Annotated in this window: 17 protein-coding genes; 8 read left to right on the top strand and 9 right to left on the bottom strand. The window is 52.2% G+C overall.

Features of this window, described 5'->3' with window-relative positions; all coding sequences use genetic code 11:
* Positions 1-25: 25 nt before the first annotated feature.
* On the bottom strand, positions 26-1,849 hold the full coding sequence (typA, locus tag NBA72_RS20170) for a ribosome-dependent GTPase TypA (protein WP_000572060.1): 1,824 nt from the start codon (positions 1,847-1,849) through the stop codon (positions 26-28).
* 375 nt (positions 1,850-2,224) lie between these two features.
* Between typA and glnA the strand changes: the two genes are divergently transcribed.
* The 4 genes from glnA to NBA72_RS20150 all read left to right on the top strand — a co-directional run bounded on the left by glnA (position 2,225) and on the right by NBA72_RS20150 (position 6,599).
* Entirely contained in the window at positions 2,225-3,634 is a 1,410-nt protein-coding gene (glnA, locus tag NBA72_RS20165) for a glutamate--ammonia ligase (protein ID WP_001271699.1), read from the top strand.
* 274 nt (positions 3,635-3,908) lie between these two features.
* Positions 3,909-4,958, top strand: a complete 1,050-nt coding sequence (gene glnL / locus NBA72_RS20160; protein WP_000146190.1) for a nitrogen regulation protein NR(II) — start codon at positions 3,909-3,911, stop codon at positions 4,956-4,958.
* A gap of 8 nt (positions 4,959-4,966) precedes the next feature.
* Positions 4,967-6,376, top strand: coding sequence for a nitrogen regulation protein NR(I) (glnG, locus tag NBA72_RS20155; RefSeq protein ID WP_001188782.1), 1,410 nt, complete (start codon positions 4,967-4,969; stop codon positions 6,374-6,376).
* Positions 6,377-6,488: 112 nt separating this feature from the next.
* Positions 6,489-6,599: a YshB family small membrane protein gene (locus tag NBA72_RS20150; protein WP_001578131.1), complete on the top strand. Its 111-nt coding sequence runs from the start codon at positions 6,489-6,491 to the stop codon at positions 6,597-6,599.
* Between the two features lie 89 nt (positions 6,600-6,688).
* Here the strand turns inward: NBA72_RS20150 and hemN are convergent, their stop codons facing one another.
* The 3 genes from hemN to NBA72_RS20135 form a co-directional block, all read right to left on the bottom strand.
* Complete coding sequence (hemN, locus tag NBA72_RS20145) at positions 6,689-8,062, bottom strand: oxygen-independent coproporphyrinogen III oxidase (RefSeq protein WP_000003528.1); 1,374 nt, start codon at positions 8,060-8,062, stop codon at positions 6,689-6,691.
* Positions 8,063-8,250: 188 nt separating this feature from the next.
* Complete coding sequence (gene yihI / locus NBA72_RS20140; RefSeq protein WP_000743292.1) at positions 8,251-8,766, bottom strand: Der GTPase-activating protein YihI; 516 nt, start codon at positions 8,764-8,766, stop codon at positions 8,251-8,253.
* Between the two features lie 118 nt (positions 8,767-8,884).
* Positions 8,885-9,109 carry a hypothetical protein gene (locus NBA72_RS20135; RefSeq protein ID WP_001541209.1) on the bottom strand — a complete coding sequence of 75 codons (225 nt, stop codon included), beginning with the start codon at positions 9,107-9,109 and terminating at the stop codon, positions 8,885-8,887.
* A 239-nt stretch (positions 9,110-9,348) separates the two neighbouring features.
* On the opposite strand from NBA72_RS20135, the gene yihA reads away from it, so the two are divergent.
* Positions 9,349-9,981 carry a ribosome biogenesis GTP-binding protein YihA/YsxC gene (yihA, locus tag NBA72_RS20130; protein WP_000183327.1) on the top strand — a complete coding sequence of 211 codons (633 nt, stop codon included), beginning with the start codon at positions 9,349-9,351 and terminating at the stop codon, positions 9,979-9,981.
* A gap of 120 nt (positions 9,982-10,101) precedes the next feature.
* Here yihA and NBA72_RS20125 read toward each other — a convergent pair whose 3' ends face one another.
* Together NBA72_RS20125 and polA are read right to left on the bottom strand one after the other, a co-directional pair.
* Positions 10,102-10,149, bottom strand: a complete 48-nt coding sequence (locus NBA72_RS20125) for a spot 42 RNA, inhibition of DNA synthesis (RefSeq protein WP_071892919.1) — start codon at positions 10,147-10,149, stop codon at positions 10,102-10,104.
* A gap of 166 nt (positions 10,150-10,315) precedes the next feature.
* Entirely contained in the window at positions 10,316-13,102 is a 2,787-nt protein-coding gene (gene polA, locus NBA72_RS20120) for a DNA polymerase I (RefSeq protein WP_000249972.1), read from the bottom strand.
* A gap of 387 nt (positions 13,103-13,489) precedes the next feature.
* Between polA and NBA72_RS20115 the strand changes: the two genes are divergently transcribed.
* The gene (locus NBA72_RS20115; protein WP_000196900.1) at positions 13,490-14,398 is read left to right on the top strand and encodes an acyltransferase; all 909 of its coding nucleotides are present in this window, start codon (positions 13,490-13,492) and stop codon (positions 14,396-14,398) included.
* Between the two features lie 12 nt (positions 14,399-14,410).
* Here NBA72_RS20115 and dsbA read toward each other — a convergent pair whose 3' ends face one another.
* The 3 genes from dsbA to NBA72_RS20100 form a co-directional block, all read right to left on the bottom strand.
* Positions 14,411-15,034, bottom strand: coding sequence for a thiol:disulfide interchange protein DsbA (dsbA, locus tag NBA72_RS20110; protein WP_000725364.1), 624 nt, complete (start codon positions 15,032-15,034; stop codon positions 14,411-14,413).
* Between the two features lie 16 nt (positions 15,035-15,050).
* Positions 15,051-16,037 (bottom strand): serine/threonine protein kinase, encoded by a 987-nt coding sequence (locus tag NBA72_RS20105; RefSeq protein ID WP_000999260.1) that lies wholly within the window; start codon positions 16,035-16,037, stop codon positions 15,051-15,053.
* A 76-nt stretch (positions 16,038-16,113) separates the two neighbouring features.
* Positions 16,114-16,383 (bottom strand): YihD family protein, encoded by a 270-nt coding sequence (locus NBA72_RS20100; protein WP_000649858.1) that lies wholly within the window; start codon positions 16,381-16,383, stop codon positions 16,114-16,116.
* A gap of 69 nt (positions 16,384-16,452) precedes the next feature.
* Between NBA72_RS20100 and mobA the strand changes: the two genes are divergently transcribed.
* Positions 16,453-17,037 (top strand): molybdenum cofactor guanylyltransferase MobA, encoded by a 585-nt coding sequence (mobA, locus tag NBA72_RS20095; RefSeq protein WP_042948940.1) that lies wholly within the window; start codon positions 16,453-16,455, stop codon positions 17,035-17,037.
* Positions 17,034-17,549 carry a molybdopterin-guanine dinucleotide biosynthesis protein MobB gene (gene mobB / locus NBA72_RS20090; protein ID WP_010989085.1) on the top strand — a complete coding sequence of 172 codons (516 nt, stop codon included), beginning with the start codon at positions 17,034-17,036 and terminating at the stop codon, positions 17,547-17,549. Before mobA ends, mobB begins: the two co-directional genes overlap by 4 nt.
* Positions 17,550-17,857: the final 308 nt, after the last annotated feature.

Raw genomic sequence — 17,857 nt, 5'->3', positions numbered from 1 at the left:
GGGTTTTTATCCGTAAGAACGTTAATTACTCTTCTTTCTGACCACGGTTCGCACGGCGGCGATCGTTTTCCGTCAGGTGACGTTTACGGATACGGATAGAGGTTGGGGTGACTTCTACCAGTTCGTCGTCATCAATGAACTCCAGCGCTTGCTCAAGGCTCATTTTAATTGGCGGAACCAGAATCACCGCTTCATCCGTACCAGACGCACGCATGTTGGTCAGTTTCTTACCGGTCAGGCAGTTTACCGTCAGGTCGTTGGAGCGACTGTGAATACCAATAATCTGGCCTTCATAAACTTCCGCGCCGTGACCCAGGAACAGCTTACCGCGATCCTGCAAACCGAACAGCGCAAACGCCACCGCTTTACCCTGACCGTTGGAGATCAGTACGCCGTTCTGACGCTGGCCCACTTCACCCGGACGAATATCGTCGTAATGGCTGAAGGTGGAGTACAGCAGACCCGTACCGGAAGTCATGGTCATGAATTCTGAACGGAAACCAATCAGCCCACGGCTTGGGATCACGTAGTCGAGACGTACGCGGCCTTTACCGTCCGGATTCATGTTTTTCAGGTCGCCTTTACGCTCGCCCAGCGCCTGCATGACAGACCCCTGGTGCTGCTCTTCGACGTCCAGCGTCACGTTTTCGTACGGCTCTTGTTTACGACCGTCGATTTCACGGAAGATAACTTTCGGACGGGAAACCGCCAGTTCGAAACCTTCACGACGCATATTTTCAATCAGCACGGACAGGTGCAGTTCGCCACGACCGGATACACGGAACGCATCCGCATCTTCGGTTTCTTCAACGCGCAGCGCCACGTTATGCACCAGCTCTTTGTTCAGACGGTCAAGAATCTGACGAGAAGTCACAAACTTACCTTCTTTACCGCAGAACGGCGAGGTGTTAACGCAGAAGAACATAGACACGGTCGGCTCATCAACGGACAGCGCCGGCAGCGCTTCAACGTTCTGCGGGTCGCAGATGGTGTCGGAAATGTTCAGCTCGCCCAGACCGGTGATCGCAATGATATCGCCCGCTTCGGCGATATCGCTGTCGATACGCTCCAGACCCAGATGCGTCAGCACTTTACCTACTTTCGCGTTACGGGTTTTCCCTTCACTATCGATGATAGTGACCTGCTGGTTCGGCTTCACTTTGCCGCGTTTGATACGGCCGATGCCGATAACGCCAACGTAGTTGTTGTAGTCCAGCTGGGAGATCTGCATCTGCAACGGACCATCGAGGTCAACGTCCGGCGCCGGAACATGATCAATGATCGCCTGATACAGCGGGGTCATGTCTTCCGCCATATCTTCGTGGTCCAGACCCGCGATACCGTTCAGCGCCGAAGCGTAGATGATCGGGAAGTCCAGCTGTTCGTCGGTCGCGTCGAGGTTAACAAACAGGTCGAATACCTGGTCAACAACCCAGTCAGGGCGCGCGCCAGGACGGTCAACCTTGTTGATAACCACAATAGGTTTCAGGCCATGAGCAAAGGCTTTTTTGGTCACGAAGCGCGTTTGCGGCATCGGGCCGTCAAATGCGTCAACCACCAGCAGCACAGAGTCAACCATGGACATGACGCGCTCTACTTCACCACCGAAGTCAGCGTGCCCGGGAGTATCAACGATGTTGATACGGTAATCATTCCATTTAATAGCGGTGTTTTTAGCGAGGATAGTAATACCACGCTCTTTCTCCAAATCGTTGGAGTCCATCACTCGCTCTTGAGTTTCGGCACGCGCGTCGAACGTACCGGATTGCTGGAGCAGCTTATCAACCAGGGTAGTTTTACCATGGTCAACGTGCGCGATGATGGCGATGTTACGCAAATTTTCGATCACAACTTTGCCTCAGGCATTAGAAATAGCGCGTTATTGTACACGGATTAATCGCACTACAAAACAGGATCACAAACATCCTCCGCAAACAAGTATTGCAGAGTCTCTTTGTGATCGCTTTCACGGAGCGTTAAAAGGGTGGCTTGCGTTCTATTGCACCAATGTGGTGCTTAATGTTCACATTGAAGCACTATTTTGGTGCAACATAATCACCGTGGTGCAGCCCTTTTGCACGATGGTGCGCATGATAACGCCTTTTGGGGGCAATGTGAAAGTTGGCACAGATTTCGCTTTATATTTTTACGGCGACACGGCCAGCAGAATTGAAGATCTCGTTACCACGACGACCGACCATGACCAATCCGGGAGAGTACAAGTATGTCCGCTGAACACGTTTTGACGATGCTGAACGAGCACGAAGTGAAGTTTGTCGATCTGCGCTTCACCGATACCAAAGGCAAAGAACAGCACGTCACGATTCCTGCTCATCAGGTAAATGCCGAATTCTTTGAAGAAGGCAAAATGTTTGACGGCTCCTCTATCGGCGGCTGGAAAGGCATTAACGAATCCGACATGGTGCTGATGCCAGACGCATCCACCGCAGTGATTGACCCGTTCTTCGCGGACTCTACCCTGATTATCCGTTGCGACATCCTGGAGCCTGGCACTCTGCAAGGTTATGACCGTGACCCACGTTCCATCGCAAAACGTGCGGAAGACTACCTGCGCGCGACCGGTATCGCCGATACCGTCCTGTTTGGGCCGGAACCTGAATTCTTCCTGTTCGACGACATCCGCTTCGGCGCATCTATCTCCGGCTCACATGTGGCGATTGACGATATTGAAGGCGCCTGGAACTCCTCTACCAAGTACGAAGGCGGCAACAAAGGCCATCGTCCGGGCGTGAAAGGCGGTTATTTCCCGGTTCCGCCAGTTGACTCCGCGCAGGATATCCGTTCTGAAATGTGTCTGGTCATGGAGCAGATGGGCCTGGTCGTTGAAGCGCACCACCACGAAGTAGCGACCGCAGGTCAGAACGAAGTGGCGACCCGCTTTAACACCATGACCAAAAAAGCCGACGAAATTCAGATTTACAAATATGTCGTGCATAACGTGGCTCACCGCTTCGGTAAGACCGCGACCTTTATGCCAAAACCGATGTTCGGCGATAACGGTTCCGGTATGCACTGCCACATGTCGCTGGCGAAGAACGGCACCAACCTGTTCTCTGGCGACAAATATGCCGGTCTGTCTGAGCAGGCGCTGTACTACATCGGCGGCGTCATCAAACACGCCAAAGCCATCAACGCCCTGGCGAACCCGACCACCAACTCCTACAAGCGTCTGGTCCCGGGTTACGAAGCGCCGGTGATGCTGGCCTACTCCGCCCGTAACCGTTCCGCCTCCATCCGTATTCCGGTGGTGGCGTCTCCGAAAGCGCGCCGTATCGAAGTTCGCTTCCCGGACCCGGCGGCTAACCCGTATCTGTGCTTTGCCGCCCTGCTGATGGCCGGTCTGGACGGGATTAAGAATAAGATTCACCCGGGCGAAGCCATGGACAAAAACCTGTATGACCTGCCGCCGGAAGAAGCGAAAGAGATCCCACAGGTAGCGGGTTCTCTGGAAGAAGCGCTGAACGCGCTGGACCTGGACCGCGAGTTCCTGAAAGCAGGCGGCGTGTTCACGGATGAAGCGATCGATGCGTATATTGCGCTGCGTCGCGAAGAAGATGACCGCGTGCGTATGACCCCGCACCCGGTAGAGTTTGAGCTGTACTACAGCGTTTAATCGTATATTAAAAATCCGACGAATTTCGCGTTGCGGCAAGGCGGCAACTGAGCACATCCCCAGGAGCATAGATAGCGATGTGACTGGGGTAAGCGAAGGCAGCCAACGCAGCAGCAGCGTGAAAGGCGTCAGGAGTTTTTGAGTTGCCGTGGAAACTTTCAGCCCATCCCTGGATGGGCTTTTTTCTCCACCAACAATCTGATCTCACGCGCTTTTTAGTGGTAAAAAGCTATAATGCACTAAAATGGTGCAACCTTTTCCAGGAGACTGCTGAATGGCAAGCGGCATACAGCCCGATGCTGGGCAGATCCTCAATTCGTTAATCAACAGCGTGCTGGTGGTCGACGACGCGCTGGCAATCCATTACGCCAATCCTGCCGCGCAGCAGTTGCTCGCGCAAAGCTCACGCAAACTGTTCGGGACGCCGTTACCTGAACTGTTGAGCTATTTTTCGTTAAACATTGACCTGATGCGCGAAAGTTTAGCGGCAGGGCAAGGCTTTACCGATAACGAAGTGACGCTGGTGATTGATAGTCGCTCGCATATTCTCTCTTTGACCGCCCAACGTCTGCCCGACGATTTTATACTGCTCGAAATGGCGCCGATGGATAACCAGCGTCGTCTGAGTCAGGAGCAGTTGCAGCACGCGCAGCAAATCGCCGCCCGCGATCTGGTGCGCGGTCTGGCGCACGAAATCAAAAATCCGCTCGGCGGCCTGCGCGGCGCGGCGCAGCTACTCAGCAAGGCGCTGCCCGACCCGGCGCTAATGGAATATACCAAAGTCATCATTGAACAGGCCGACAGGCTACGCAACCTTGTCGATCGTTTGCTGGGGCCGCAGCACCCGGGAATGCACATTACCGAGAGCATACATAAAGTCGCGGAGCGCGTGGTGGCGCTGGTGTCGATGGAACTGCCGGATAATGTCCGGCTTATCCGCGATTACGACCCCAGTCTGCCAGAACTGCCGCACGATCCGGAACAAATTGAGCAAGTACTGCTGAATATTGTCCGCAATGCCTTGCAGGCGCTGGGGCCGGAAGGCGGCGAAATTACGTTGCGTACCCGTACCGCCTTCCAGTTAACGCTGCATGGCGAACGCTATCGCCTGGCGGCGCGTATAGACGTTGAAGACAATGGGCCGGGCATTCCTCCCCATTTACAGGATACGCTGTTCTACCCGATGGTCAGCGGTCGCGAAGGCGGCACCGGGCTTGGGTTATCTATCGCCCGCAATCTTATCGATCAACACGCCGGCAAAATTGAATTTACCAGTTGGCCGGGGCATACCGAGTTTTCGGTTTACCTGCCGATTCGGAAATAGAGGTGTTTATGCAACGAGGAATAGTCTGGGTCGTCGATGATGATAGTTCCATCCGTTGGGTGCTTGAGCGTGCTCTCGCCGGGGCAGGGTTGACCTGTACCACCTTTGAGAATGGTAATGAAGTACTGGCTGCGCTGGCCAGTAAAACGCCGGACGTCTTGTTGTCGGATATCCGAATGCCGGGAATGGACGGGCTGGCGCTATTAAAGCAGATTAAACAGCGTCACCCGATGCTTCCGGTCATCATTATGACCGCGCATTCCGATTTAGATGCCGCCGTGAGCGCCTATCAGCAGGGGGCGTTTGATTATCTGCCTAAACCGTTTGATATTGATGAAGCCGTCGCTCTGGTCGAGCGCGCGATTAGCCACTATCAGGAGCAGCAGCAGCCGCGTAATATCGAGGTTAACGGCCCGACAACAGACATGATAGGCGAAGCGCCCGCCATGCAGGATGTGTTTCGCATTATTGGTCGGCTGTCGCGTTCTTCGATTAGCGTGCTGATTAACGGCGAATCAGGAACCGGTAAAGAACTGGTCGCCCATGCGCTACATCGCCATAGCCCACGCGCCAAAGCGCCGTTTATCGCGCTCAATATGGCGGCCATCCCGAAAGATTTGATTGAATCCGAACTGTTTGGCCATGAGAAAGGCGCTTTTACCGGGGCGAATACCATCCGGCAGGGCCGTTTCGAGCAGGCTGACGGCGGCACGCTGTTTCTGGACGAAATTGGCGATATGCCGCTGGATGTCCAGACTCGTCTGTTACGCGTGCTGGCTGACGGACAGTTCTACCGCGTGGGCGGGTACGCGCCGGTAAAAGTGGATGTGCGCATTATCGCCGCCACCCACCAGAACCTCGAACGACGCGTTCAGGAAGGGAAATTCCGCGAAGACCTGTTCCACCGCCTGAACGTGATTCGTATCCATCTTCCGCCGTTGCGCGAGCGCCGTGAGGATATTCCGCGCCTGGCGCGCCATTTTTTGCAGGTCGCCGCCCGTGAATTAGGTGTGGAAGCCAAATTATTACATCCGGAAACCGAAACGGCGTTAACGCGCCTGGCATGGCCTGGTAACGTGCGTCAGTTAGAAAATACCTGCCGCTGGCTCACCGTCATGGCCGCCGGACAGGAGGTATTGATTCAGGATTTACCGGGCGAACTGTTTGAAGCCTCGGCGCCGGATAGCCCGTCCCACCTGCCGCCGGATAGCTGGGCGACATTACTGGCGCAATGGGCGGACCGCGCCTTGCGATCCGGTCATCAAAACCTGCTTTCTGAAGCGCAGCCAGAACTGGAGAGAACGCTACTGACCACGGCATTACGCCATACGCAGGGTCATAAACAGGAAGCCGCCAGGCTGCTCGGTTGGGGGCGAAACACCCTAACGCGGAAGTTGAAAGAGCTGGGAATGGAGTAAACATTACCCGCGAGTGTAAAGATTAATAATTGAGCGCAAAACGCTGCTATTTTGCGCTTTACTGTTCCGATGAGTTCAGTATGATCATGCCCGGCAAACGGGGGGATTCATTATGTTAGAATCTATTATTAATCTGGTATCGAGTGGAGCGGTCGACAGCCACACGCCACAAACTGCGCTAGCCGCCGTGTTGTGTGCCGCGCTGGTAGGACTGTTCAGCTGACAATGTGCCGGATGGCGCTAATGCTTATCCGGCCTACAGGTTGTCGCAACGTGTAGGCCCGGTAAGCGCAGCGCCACCGGGCAACCCGGCTAAATGACGCGCGAGAACTGCTGCATCCGCGCTTTCTGGCGCAGATACGCGTCAAAGCACATGCAGATATTGCGGATCAGCAAACGACCTTTCGCCGTCACCTGAATTCCCTTCTCGCTAATATCCACCAGCCCATCTTTCGCCAGCGGCGACAGTAACTGCAAATCTTCGGCAAAATACTCAGCGAAATGCAAACCCCACTGCTGTTCGACAGCGTTAAAATCCAGGCGGAAGTTACAAATCAGCGCCTTGATAACATCGCGACGAATGCAATCATCACGGGTCAGCGTAATACCACGCCATAGCGCATTGCCCCGCTCATCCACTTGCTGGTAATAACGCTTCAGCTCTTTCTGGTTCTGCATGTAGCCATCGCCAATCATGCTGATAGCAGAAACCCCCATCCCCAGCAGATCGGTATCGCCCTGGGTCGTATAGCCCTGAAAATTACGGTGCAGCACGCCTTCGCGCTGCGCGACGGCCAGTTCGTCGTCCGGACGGGCAAAATGGTCCATCCCGATAAACTGATAACCGGCCTGAGTAAGCGATACGATCGTCTCCTGCAAAATATCCAGTTTCTGCTGCGCGCTGGGTAAATCGGCATCTTTAATTTTACGCTGGGCGGCAAAAAGCGTTGGCAGATGCGCATAGTTAAAGACACTCAAACGATCGGGGTTCAGTTCCGTCACACGCTTCAGCGTGAAAGCGAAGCTTTCCGGCGTCTGTTTCGGTAGACCGTAGATCAAATCGATATTGGTCGAGGTAAAGCCGATATCGCGGGCGTGATTAAGCAGCGCAAAGATGAATTCTTCATCCTGCTCGCGGTTAACCAGGCGCTGCACCTCTTTATTAAAGTCCTGCACGCCCATACTCAGGCGGTTAAAACCTTCCGCACGTAAATGATCGAGCACATCCAGCTCAATTTCACGGGGATCGACTTCGATCGAGATTTCCGCGTCGGTATTAAAGTGGAAATTTTCACGCAACAGCGTCATTAAGCGGCTGATTTGCGCTTTATTCAGGTAAGTAGGCGTACCGCCGCCCCAGTGAAGCTGGCTGACATGACGGTTTGCAAACAGCGGCGCGCGATGGCGAATTTCCTGCTCAAGCGCGTCAAGATACTGGTCAGCTTTATGCTGTTGGCGGGTGACAATCTTGTTGCAGCCGCAGAAATAACACAACTTGTGACAAAACGGGATATGCACATACAGCGAGAGCGGACGTTCAGGATAACGCGCCACAGCCTGCAAGAATGCGGCGTCCTCGAAGTCTTCAGAAAACTCCAGCGCGGTTGGGTACGAGGTATATCGTGGCCCGGAATAATTATATTTCTGGATCAGGGCCAGATCCCAGTCTATTTGCTGTTCAGACATGCTCACTCCTTCCGATGGCGTCTCTGGCGGGTACGGCGTACCGGCTTCACGCCATGACGGGCGGCAAGCCGGCTGCGCAGCCATTTCTGTCGCCGCGACAATCGCTGTAGTTTAACGAATAACCACACCAGATAACATATAACCGGAAGGGTTATAAGCAGGACGGGCAAGCCCACGGTGTAAACCCGTTAGTTGCCGCCTCTTAGCAGGCGCATCATATCTTCCTGCTTCTCGTCCTCTTCGTCGTCTTCTTCGTCGTCATCGTAAGACAGACCAAGCTTCTGCATCAGTTCATCAATACGATCCAGTTTGGCATCTACCCAGGCTTGATCTTCCGCACTCAGGGTTTCGCCCGCTTCCAGACGTTCTAACAGCGCATCCAGGCGCTCATCCGTTTCCAGTAAATCCAACTCCGCCTGCGGTGAAAGCATAGGTTTCTCACTTTTCGGTTTATGCTGTTGGGTCACTTTTTCAGTCACGCCCAATGGAACAGGTGTTTTACTGCCAATACGTGGATCTTTTTGTTGATTCTGATTGCCGCCGCCCGAAGCGGAATTGCCGCCCGCCGCGCGACTTCCCGGCGCATGACCGCGATGTTTTTTCAGGCGTTTACGGTCGCGCGCCTCCTGGTTTAACTCTTCACGCGTTTTACGACGCTGTTTGCCAAAGGCTTTACTGCGCGGTGCAGAGGTTGGTTTTTTCATGATGTCAGATCTTTAAGCCGTTTTATTCAGTATAGAATTGAGGCGGAATCTAGCAGAAAGCAAGCAAAGAAAAAAGGCGACAGAGTAATCTGCCGCCTTTTTTCTTGACTCACGACCCTTAACGGGTTCCACCATCCCTGTTGGCTATCAACACGCCCTGTTTTTCCCTTAGCCTGGAACATTCCATGTTGTTTCCATTTCCTTTTACTAACGTCTCCGGACGTTTGTCTTCCTGACAATCCTGTGTCTTCGCCTCCTGGCGCTCCTGACCCTCATCCTGAGTCGTTGATCCTGTTAGCGTCCTCGCTATGTGCATTACTTTACTCTTTTGGGGTAAACTCACAAGATACCGACACGGCAAATCCCTTTTTTTCAGACAATTACCTTTCTATAAATTCATGATTTAACTATATTAACTGGCTTTGAGCCTGACAACGACTCTGTCATGTCGCATAAGTGCAATGGACAATGTCTCACAAAGCGTATGGCTTTTGCTTACAGCACCGACGCGCCGAAAAATCCGTCTTTTGCTGGCGTTCAGGTATAATCGCCACAATGCTTTGACTGACGGAGACGACCGCTTTGACTAACCTGAATTATCAACAGACGCATTTTGTGATGAGTGCGCCTGATATTCGCCATTTACCTTCCGATTGCGGAATTGAAGTGGCTTTTGCTGGCCGTTCCAATGCAGGCAAATCCAGCGCCCTGAACACATTGACCAACCAAAAAAGCCTGGCGCGTACCTCTAAAACGCCGGGCCGTACCCAATTGATTAACCTGTTTGAAGTCGTAGATGGCAAACGGTTGGTCGACCTGCCGGGCTATGGCTACGCGGAAGTCCCGGAAGAGATGAAACGCAAATGGCAACGCGCGCTGGGGGAATATCTGGAGAAACGTCAAAGCCTACAGGGCTTAGTCGTTTTAATGGATATCCGCCATCCGTTGAAAGACCTCGACCAACAGATGATCCAGTGGGCTGTAGAGAGCAATATCCAGGTTCTGGTTCTGCTGACCAAAGCGGACAAACTGGCCAGCGGCGCGCGCAAGGCGCAGTTGAATATGGTACGTGAAGCCGTGCTGGCTTTTAATGGCGATGTGCAGGTAGAAGCGTTTTCCTCGCTGAAAAAGCAGGGAGTGGATAAGTTACGTCAGAAACTGGATAGCTGGTTTAGCGAACTGGCACCGGTCGAAGAGATTCAGGACGGGGAATAATCACCCGCTATGCCGGATGGCGCCGCTGCGCGTCTTATCCGGCCTACGGTGTGAGCGAAACTTTTCTTACGCCCAATAAAAAACGCCCCAGTCATAAACTGACTGGGGCGGCTAAAATATTCAGCCAAATCCGATTACGTGAAGTAAAAGGTCTGAAAGATAGAACATCTTACCTCTGTACCCTACGTGAATAACTTTACTCTTTTTTGAGCAACACAGAAAGACCTTTTCGTAATTTTTTTTCATTCTTTACATAGGGAATTCTAATACCCATCACAAAACCCCCGTGCTTATGTTGCTTAATTACGAAAAAAGCGCGTTATTCCTTAAATGCTTAGTGCGCTTGATCCCAATTTTCTCCGCTACCGACTTCCACCAGCAACGGCACATCAATACGCGTGCAGTTTTCCATCAACTGATGGATACGTTTTGCTACCGCATCTAAGTCGTCTTTATGCACCTCGAACACTAATTCATCGTGTACCTGCATAATCATCCGCACGCGTGGCTGCTCGGCCTGTAGCCAGGCATCGACGGCAATCATGGCGCGCTTGATGATATCGGCAGCCGTTCCTTGCATGGGAGCATTGATCGCCGCGCGTTCCGCCCCCGCGCGCCGCGCCGCGTTGCTGGATTTAATATCCGGCAGGTAAAGGCGGCGTCCCTCCAGCGTTTCCACATAGCCTTGTTCTTTTGCCTGAGCGCGGGTGCGCTCCATATATTCCAGCACGCCAGGGTAGCGTTCGAAGTAGAGATCCATATACTTCTGCGCCTCTTTACGCGGAATATTAAGCTGGCGAGAAAGACCGAAGGCGCTCATCCCGTAAATCAGGCCAAAGTTAATGGCTTTCGCACTTCGGCGCTGTTCCCCGGTCACGCTATCCAGCGGCAAGCCAAAGACTTCCGCCGCCGTTGCACGGTGAATATCTTTCCCTTCGGCGAACGCCGTGAGCAGCCCTTTATCACGGGAAAGATGCGCCATAATACGCAGCTCAATCTGTGAATAGTCCGCAGACACGATGAGATAATCCTCAGGCGCAATAAATGCCTGACGAATGCGGCGGCCTTCTTCATTGCGTACCGGAATATTTTGCAGGTTCGGATCGGTGGACGATAAACGTCCCGTCGCCGTTACCGCCTGATGATAGGACGTATGGACGCGCCCGGTTTTCGGGTTAATCATCAGCGGCAGCTTATCGGTATAGGTGGATTTTAGCTTCGCCAGACCACGATACTCCAGAATCACTTTCGGCAGCGGATAGTCCAGCGCCAGCTCTTCCAGCACCTCTTCCGACGTTGACGGCGCGCCGCCAGGCGTTTTCTTCAGCGGCTTAATACCCTGCTTTTCAAACAGGATGGTCTGCAACTGCTTCGTCGAGGACAGGTTGAACGCCTCGCCCGCAATGTCATGCGCTTTCTTTTCCAGTTCCGCCAGACGTAGCGTGATTTCTTCCGAATGTTTGTGCAGGACGGCAGGATCGATTTTTACGCCATTGCGCTCAACGCGTGACAGTACAGGCACCAACGGCATTTCGATGTTTTCGAAAACATTCAGCGGGCCTTTGTGCTGCTGGAGCTCAGGCCACATTTTGAGATGCAACTGTAACGTGACATCCGCATCTTCTGCCGCATAGCGCCCCGCTTCCTCCAGTGCGATCTGGTTAAAGGTGAGCTGGTTTTTACCTTTACCGGCAATGTCTTCAAAGGTGATAGTTTTGTGCTTCAGCCAACGATCGGACAAGCTGTCCATATCATGGCGTCCGGCGACGCTGTTCAGAATGTAAGACTCAAGCATGGTATCGAAGGCGATACCGCGCAGCTCAATACCGTAATTTTGCAAGACGCCGCGATCGTACTTGAGGTTTTGCCCCACTTTGCGCACTTTTTCATCTTCCAGCAGCGGCTTCAGCAGTTCCAGAGCACGCTGGCGGGAGATTTGATCCGGAGCGTCCAGATAATCATGCGCGACAGGTACATACGCGGCAACGCCAGGTTCGATGGCAAACGAGAGGCCCACCAGGTTGGCGGCGATATTATCCAGGCTGTCGGTCTCCGTGTCGAAAGCAAAAACTGGCGCTTTTTTCAGCTTTTCAATCCAGCTTTCCAGCGTAACGTCGTCCAGAATCGTGACATAATTTTCATAAGAGAGCGCCGCTGCCGGTTCGCTGGGCGATTCATCAATAACGACCGTTTCCTGCGGTTTGGCCGCCGGTTTCGCGCCCTTTGCCTGTAGCCACTTGCCTGACTCAACGTCCGCCGTCCAGCGCTTAAACTCATATTTTTTAAACAGGCCCAGCAGTTCATCCGCAATCGGCTGCTGCACTTCAAGCTGTTCGCAGGTCAGCTCCAGCTCAACATCCGTTTTAATGGTGGCGAGTTTATAAGACAGGTACGCTACGTCTTTATTCTGCGCTAATTTACCGGCCATGGTTTTGGCGCCGCGGAAAGTGAGACCGGCAATTTTTTCCGGCTCGGCGTACAGCGTATCCAGGCCGCCCAATCCCTGAAGCAAGGCTTGCGCCGTCTTCTCACCCACGCCTGGTACGCCTGGAATATTATCCGAGGAGTCCCCCATCAGCGCCAGAAAGTCGATAATCAGCTCAGGCGGCACACCGTACTTATTAACGACTTCATCCGGGCCGAGGATGGTGTTAGTCATGGTGTTGATCAGCGTAATATTCGGCGTCACCAACTGTGCCATATCTTTATCGCCGGTGCTGATTAATACCGGACGCCCCACCTTCTCCGCTTCTCGCGCCAGTGTACCGATAACGTCATCCGCTTCTACGCCAGAGACCGCCAGCAGAGGTAACCCCATGGCTTTAACCATGGCATGTAACGGCTCTATTTGCGCACGCAGATCATCCGGCATCGGAGGACGATGCGATTTGTAATGTTCAAAGAGCTCATCACGGAAGGTTTTTCCTTTGGCGTCAAACACCACCGCAGCATGCGTCGGCTGATACTGCATGATCAGGCTGCGCAACATGTTGAGGACACCATACATTGCGCCCGTAGGTTCTCCCGCGCTGTTGGTTAACGGCGGAAACGCATGATAGGCGCGATAGAGATAGGATGAGCCATCTACGAGAATAAGTGGGTTTTCTGGGATCTGAACCATAATGTCCGTGCCTGTTTAACAGATTATGGTTAAAGGATGCCACATACAGGAGGAAAACTTGAGTTTTTCGCCGCATTTGCGGAAAAGTTTTGTCGATCTTCAGGATCGCTCGCAAAAAAACCTGTGGATAACTTTGTGTGTAAATTCTTACCATTACTTTAAAATCAGCGCGATAGCCTTCTCCTCTTAATAATTACCCATTATTTTCAATGAGTTGTTAACATCACGTTTTTCTGATTATCTGATTCATGCCGTTATCATAATGTGGATAGTTGTTACGAGTGTTTCTATTTCACTCAGCGCCATCATTAGCATCGTTTTCTGATAGAATCAGCCCCTTGCGCCCTTTTCGCGCACCGTTTATGGCTAACTTTTGAATAATTTATTATGACGAGAATACTCGCGGCTATCACGCTCCCATTGAGTATCGTATTGACCATCCTGGTCACTATTGTTTGCTCAGTACCGATCATCGTTGCCGGTATGGTAAAGCTCCTTTTGCCTGTTCCCGGTATCTGGCGCAAGGTCTCCATTTTCTGCAATTTCATGATGTATTGCTGGTGTGCTGGTCTTGCAGCGCTGTTACGCCTTAATCCGCACTTGCAATGGGATGTAGAAGGGTTAGAAGGGCTGAGCAAGAAAAATTGGTATTTACTGATTTGTAATCATCGCAGCTGGGCCGATATCGTTGTGCTTTGCGTTCTGTTCCGCAAGCATATCCCAATGAATAAGTACTTTCTTAAACAGCAATTGGCCTGGGTGCCGTTCATCGGCCTGGCGTGCTGGGCATTAGATATGCCGTTTATGAAGCGCTACTCCCGTAGCTACCTGCTCCGACACCCCGATCGACGCGGCAAAGATGTTGAAACAACTCGTCGCTCTTGCGAAAAGTTTCGTCGGTATCCCACCACTATCGTTAACTTTGTTGAAGGCTCGCGATTTACGCATGAGAAACGTCAGCAAACGCATTCACCTTATCAACATCTGTTGCCGCCAAAAGCAGCCGGTATTGCAATGGCGATTAATGTTTTAGGCTCACAGTTCGATAAGCTGCTTAATATTACGTTGTGTTACCCAAACAACGATCGTCACCCCTTCTACGATATGCTAAGCGGTAGGCTGACGCGTATTATTGTTCGGGTGCAACTGGAACCCATAAATGAAGAACTGCACGGCGATTACGTGAACGACAAAACATTCAAACGCCGTTTTCAACGTTGGCTTAATACGCTGTGGGATAAGAAAGATATACAGATAGAAGAGATTAAAACATCTTATAAAAACGCCGGTCAGTGACCGGCGTTCTTTTTATTTTTTATCAACCAAATATTTCACGGTATCAGCATACTGCTGAACAAAAACATCCATGCTGCTGGTATCCATGCCTTGTGGGTTAATCTGGTATTTGCCATTGACGAACATCGCCGGAACGCCCTGCAGTTGCAGGTCAGCCGCGGCTTTCTCCTGTTGCGCAACCAGTGATTTCACCACGAAGCTGTTCCATGCCGCATCGTAATCTTCGCCTTTGACGCCTGCATCAACGAACACTTTACGGATATCCGCGGCAGATTGTACTGTCTGGGTTTTCTGTACGGCTTCAAACAGCGGGACCGTGACTTTATCTTCTACACCCAACGCCATCGCCACCGCCCATGCCTGGGTGAGCTCCTTGCCCAACGGCCCCAGGAACTCAACGTGGTACTTGGTCATTTTGGTGCCTTCCGGCAGCTTTTTCTTCACATTGTCAGACACATGAAGCACTTCTTCAAACTGATAACAATGTGGGCAGTAGAAGGAGAAAAACTCCAGTACCTGGGGTTCGCCAGCGACCGGTTTATCCAGCGTGATATACTGTTTACCGTCGCTGATCTGTGCTGCCGAGGCGCTAAAAGCTAAAACCATACCAGCCAGCGCCAGCCAAATCTTTTTCATGATCAACTCTCTCCGATTAATACATTGGCGTTAATTGTAAAGGGGGTTCGTGCAAAATTTTAGTCTGCTCAATAAAAGTCGTTGTCTGTCGCTGCCAGTAATCTTCCCCTGTTAACCAGGGAAAGTTTTTTGGAAACGCAGGATCGCCCCAACGACGAATCAACCAGGCAAGATAATAAACTAAACGCATGGCGCGTAAAGGTTCAATGAGACCAATTTCAGCCGTATCGAACTCACTAACTTCTTCATAAGCTTCAATAATGGTTTCAAGCTGCATTCGCTGTTCGGCTTTGTCGCCGTTCAGCAGCATCCATAAATCCTGTATCGCCGGGCCGTTACGGGCATCATCTAAATCGACAAACAGCGGTCCATCACGCCATAGAATGTTGCCGGCATGACAATCGCCGTGCAATCGCAGCGTGGCGAAATCGGGGCGCCAGCATTCGGTAACTGCAGACAGTAGAGTATCAGTGGCTTTCAGGAAAGCCGCTTTTTGCCCGGAGGGAATCAGTGCGGCATCTTCGAATACCTGGCGAGGTTCAAAAAGATACTCAGCAAGCCCAATGTCAGGCCGGAAAGTGAAAGGACGTTTTCGCCCCGTCTGATGCAATCGACCAAGATAACGCCCTACCGCCTCCATCTGATCGATATTATCTGCTTCAAACTGACGACCGCCTACGCTGGGGAAAATGGCATAATGATAGCCCTGATGCGCTAACAGTGTCTGGCCATTAAACGCGAGCGGAGCAGCAACCGGAACCTCATCCTTCACCAGTTCAAGCGCGAATTGGTGTTCTTCCCGAATTTGATCAACAGACCAGCGTTCAGGACGATAAAACTTAACGACAAAACGTCGACGGTCTTCATCCTGAAACTGATAGACGCGGTTTTCATAACTGTTTAGTGGAGTCAGCCCGGAATCCACCCTGATCCCCTGTTCAAACAGCGCATCCATGATGGTTTCCGGGTGTAGCGTCTGGAAAGTAAAAGCGTTGTCGTTCATCCCATCATCCGGAAAATACTACGAATGATTCAGGATATCATTTCGTGGCGATTTCGGTGGCGCCGCTTACAAGGTTTTACTCTTTAATAACGCCGCGGGCGCGTAAAAGCGCCGTTTTAAAGTCCTCTTCATAGTCTTTTTGAATCCCTGGAATGGCGGCGTCTTTGGCGGAATCACGCATTTTCAGATGGTAGATCAGGATATCATCAGTTAAATCTTCCAGTTTGCCGTCAAAACCTGACTCTTTCGCCAGTTTCTGCAAAAATTGCGTCAGATTAAGATCAGGCTCTTTCTGCCAGGCTGGCTGGAGGAGTTCAATGACTTCATTCAGGCGTTTACATTTCATAGCTGTGCTCCTTATTCTTGATACAGACACGGTAGCAGGGTCAATCCCACAATAAAAGAGGCGATATCGGTGAATCTGGATGAAGTAATAACCGGCGTGGTGCTGGCAGGCGGTAAAGCCAGGCGGATGGGAGGTGCGGATAAAGGTCTGCTTGAACTGGACGGGAAACCGCTCTGGCGGCACGTTGCCGATGCGCTCGCGCCGCAACTGGCTACGGTCGTCATTAGTGCTAATCGCCATCTGGATATCTACCAGGCCAGCGGCCTGAAAGTCATTCCGGATTCAATCGCTGACTTTCCCGGTCCGCTGGCGGGTATGCTTTCCGTTTTTCAGCAGGTAGCAGGCGACTGGTTTCTGTTTTGTCCCTGTGACAATCCCTGTATCCCCCCCACCCTGGTCGATCGTTTAGCAACGCAGCGTCATGGTGCACCCGTGGTTTGGGTTCATGATGGAGAGCGCGATCATCCAACGATCGCGTTGATTAATCGTGCCGTTGAGCCCCAGTTGACAGCTTATTTGCAAGCAGGCGAGCGGCGGGTAATGATTTTTATGCGCCAGGTAGGCGGACACGCCGTTGATTTCAGCGATTGTAAGGAGGCATTTGTGAACGTCAACACGCCGGAGGAACTCGCGAAATGGCAAAAGAGACCATGATACCGCTACTCGCCATTGCCGCGTGGAGCGGCACGGGAAAAACAACACTGCTGAAAAAACTGATCCCAGCACTTTGTGCGCACGGTATTCGGCCAGGGCTAATTAAGCATACCCATCATGATATGGATGTCGATAAACCGGGTAAAGATAGCTACGAATTACGTAAGGCCGGGGCGGCACAGACGCTGGTTGCCAGTCAGCAGCGCTGGGCGTTAATGACTGAAACGCCGGGGCAAGAAGAGTTGGATCTGGCATGGCTGGTGAGCAGGATGGATGCTTCAAAGCTAGATATGGTGCTGGTAGAAGGGTTTAAACACGAGGCAGTTGCGAAGATCTTACTTTTTCGTCAGGGATGTGGGCACAGCGAGGAGGAATTGATTCTTGATGAGCATGTTATTGCGGTTGCCAGTGATATTCCACTTGCCGTAGCGGTACCCGTTTTGGATCTTAATGATGTATCGCAGATTTCTGCCTTCATTTTGCGGTGGTTAGAGAAAGCACGTTCCTTGTAGGCCGGATAAGGCGAAGCTGCTATCCGGCGGTGCCGGTTGCCTGATGGCGCTGCGCTTATCAGCGCCTACATTTTTACAGTTACCGCACACGCAAAGAAGCCCGTCCGTCAGAACGGGCTTCTTCACTTGTCTGATGCCTGGCAGTTTATGGCGGGCGTCCTGCCCGCCACCCTACGGGCCGTTGCTGCGCAACGTTCAAATCCGCTCCCGGCGGATTTCTCCTCCTCAGGAGAGTGCTCACCGACAGACCACAGATAAAACAAAAGGCCCTGTCTTCCGACAGGGCCCTTCGTTTTATTTGATGCCTG

The organism is Salmonella sp. NW1250 (genome assembly GCF_051812965.1).
Lineage (GTDB): Bacteria > Pseudomonadota > Gammaproteobacteria > Enterobacterales > Enterobacteriaceae > Salmonella > Salmonella enterica.
This window is presented reverse-complemented; position numbering and strand designations above follow the sequence as displayed.